The 2,114-nt window shown below is 75.1% G+C and carries 4 protein-coding genes; all 4 read right to left on the bottom strand.

Going from position 1 to position 2,114, the window contains the following annotated elements:
• Positions 1-333, bottom strand: a 333-nt coding sequence (locus DY240_RS23095; protein ID WP_119662117.1) for a pyridoxal-phosphate dependent enzyme, incomplete at its 3' end; no start/stop codon positions are given.
• Positions 330-722 carry a hypothetical protein gene (locus DY240_RS23090; protein ID WP_119662116.1) on the bottom strand — a complete coding sequence of 131 codons (393 nt, stop codon included), beginning with the start codon at positions 720-722 and terminating at the stop codon, positions 330-332. The genes DY240_RS23095 and DY240_RS23090, both read right to left, overlap by 4 nt.
• A gap of 5 nt (positions 723-727) precedes the next feature.
• A complete protein-coding gene (locus DY240_RS23085) occupies positions 728-1,417 on the bottom strand; it encodes an HAD family hydrolase (RefSeq protein ID WP_199702145.1) in 690 nt (229 codons plus the stop codon).
• An 87-nt stretch (positions 1,418-1,504) separates the two neighbouring features.
• On the bottom strand, positions 1,505-2,114 hold a 610-nt coding region (locus DY240_RS23080), incomplete at its 5' end, for a DNA glycosylase AlkZ-like family protein (RefSeq protein WP_147375465.1).

The following is a 2,114-nucleotide window of genomic DNA, read 5'->3' as shown; positions in this document are numbered from 1 at the left end:
CTCCTCGATCCGGCGCGCCTTCGTGGCGGGGACGGTCTCCGGGACGTACACCGTCGCCGGCAGGCCCAGTAGCGCCGCCGCCGTCGCGACCCCGAGGCCGTGGTTGCCGCCCGACGCCGTGACCACGTGGTCCGGCCGGTCGCCGCGCAGCAGCGCCGTCAGCGCGCCGCGCAGCTTGAACGAGCCGCTGCGCTGCAGGTGCTCGAGCTTCAGCACCAGCGGCCGGCCGTCGACCTCGGCGCGCAGCAGCGGCGTGTGGCGGATGTACGGGGCGATGGTTTCCGCGGCGGAGGCCACCGAGGCCGGGCCGGGCAGGTTCGTCGACGTCGTCACCGTTCCACCTTGTGCCCTTCCGGCTCCGGATGCCACGTCAGGGTCCGGATGTCGCGGACGGCGAACAGGTCGAGGGCCAGCCCGCTGACCGCCATCGGCAGCAGCACCGAGGCCAGGTGCACGTCGAGCGCGAGCACGGCCAACGGCAGCGGCCAAGCCAGCAGGACGCTCACCGTCGCGAGCATCGGCCGGCGCGGCCGCCACCGCAGCGCGACCAGCGAACCGGCCAGCATGCCGAGCACGAACGCCGACACCGCCCAGCCCCAGTACTGCAGCCCGGCCGGGCGCCCGGCGGCGATCACCGGCCCAAGCAGCTGGTAGCCGGCCAGGCAGAGCGGGACACCCACCGCGCCGGAGAGCAGGAACGGCCCGCGCCACGACACCGCCACGAGCCCTACACGAGGCGCGCGGCCAGGTCGTGTAGCGACCCGATGCGGTCGCGTTCGCCGGCCGGTCCGGTGCCGTGGCGGTCGAGGTGGACGGCGCGCAGCCCGGCCGCGCGAGCGCCCACGACGTCCAGCTCGTAGTCGTCGCCGACGTAGAGGATGGCTCCGGGATCGAGGCCGAGCGCCTCGCACAGACCGGCGTAGGCGGCCGGGTGCGGCTTGGCGCTGCCCAGCGACTCGGCGGTGACGACCGGGCCGACCCGGCCGCTCAGCCCGATGACGGCGAGCTTGTCGTGCTGCAGGTCGTCGGGGCCGTTGGTGAGGATGCCGGTGCGCAGCCCGGCCGCCGCCACCAGCTCCAGCGCCGCCTCGGCGTCGTCGAAGCGCTCCCAGCCGGAGCGGTAGGCGGTGAAGTAGTCGGCCCACAGCGCGTCCAGGCCGGGCGGGTCCAGCAGCGGCCGCTCGAGCAGCTCCAGCAGCCCGGCGATGCGGCGCCGGCGCTGCTCGGCCAGGCTGACCAGGCCGTCGCGCCAGGCGGCGAAGTGCAGGTCCTGCAGCTCGAACCAGGCCGCGGTCAGCTCCGGCGTGGCTGGGCCGTGGAACGAGGCCAGCCAGGTGCCGAAGCCGCGAGCGGCGGAGCCGGAATGGTCGAAGAGCGTGTCGTCGAGGTCGAACACCACCGCCGCGAGCTCAGCCACCCGCTCACCCTACGACGGACCGGATCCAGAGCCGCTCGCCGTCCGAGAACCGCTCGGTCGGCCGGAGTCCGGCCCGCTCGGCGCCGGTCAGAGCGGGCCCACCGTGACCGTGGCCGGCCGCTGCACGAACGAGCCGTGCACGTCGGCGGCCGCCTGCAGGCCCGGCGTCGCTGCCGCACGGAACGGCTCGTACAGGCCGGCCTCGACGACCACCTCGCCGGAGCGCACCGTCCGCTTCCACCGCCCGGCGACCTGGGTGCCGAGCAGCAGCACGCCGGTGGCGGCGCCGTCGAGCCGGGTGCCGGCGACGACGCCGGAGAGGTCGAGCAGCCGCTTGCTCTCGGTGTAGCCGACCAGGTACTCGTCGTACGGCTGCAGCAGGTGGACGGCGGTCTCGTCGACCTCGGCACGACCGGAGGCCGCGCCCGCCGCGGACCAGTAGGTGACGCCGTCGACGTCGATGCTCTCGAGGGCGTCGCCGGCCGCGGCCAGCCCGGTGGCGATGTCGGCGAGCGTCAGGCTGGACCACCAGGAGAGGTCCTTCGCCGTCGCCGGGCCGTGACTGGTGAAGTACCGGGTGACGAGGCGGGCCAGCGCTTCGTCGCGGTCGAGCGGATCGGCCGCCGGCGCGCGGTCGTCGAGCAGCGCGTACGTGTGCTGCTTGCCGCGCAGGGCGCCGCTGCAGATCAGCTGCTCC

The sequence above is a fragment of the Jiangella rhizosphaerae genome (assembly GCF_003579925.1).
In the GTDB taxonomy this organism is placed as follows: domain Bacteria; phylum Actinomycetota; class Actinomycetes; order Jiangellales; family Jiangellaceae; genus Jiangella; species Jiangella rhizosphaerae.
The sequence above is the reverse complement of the archived record's forward strand: the minus strand, read 5'-3'. Positions and strand labels throughout refer to the sequence as shown.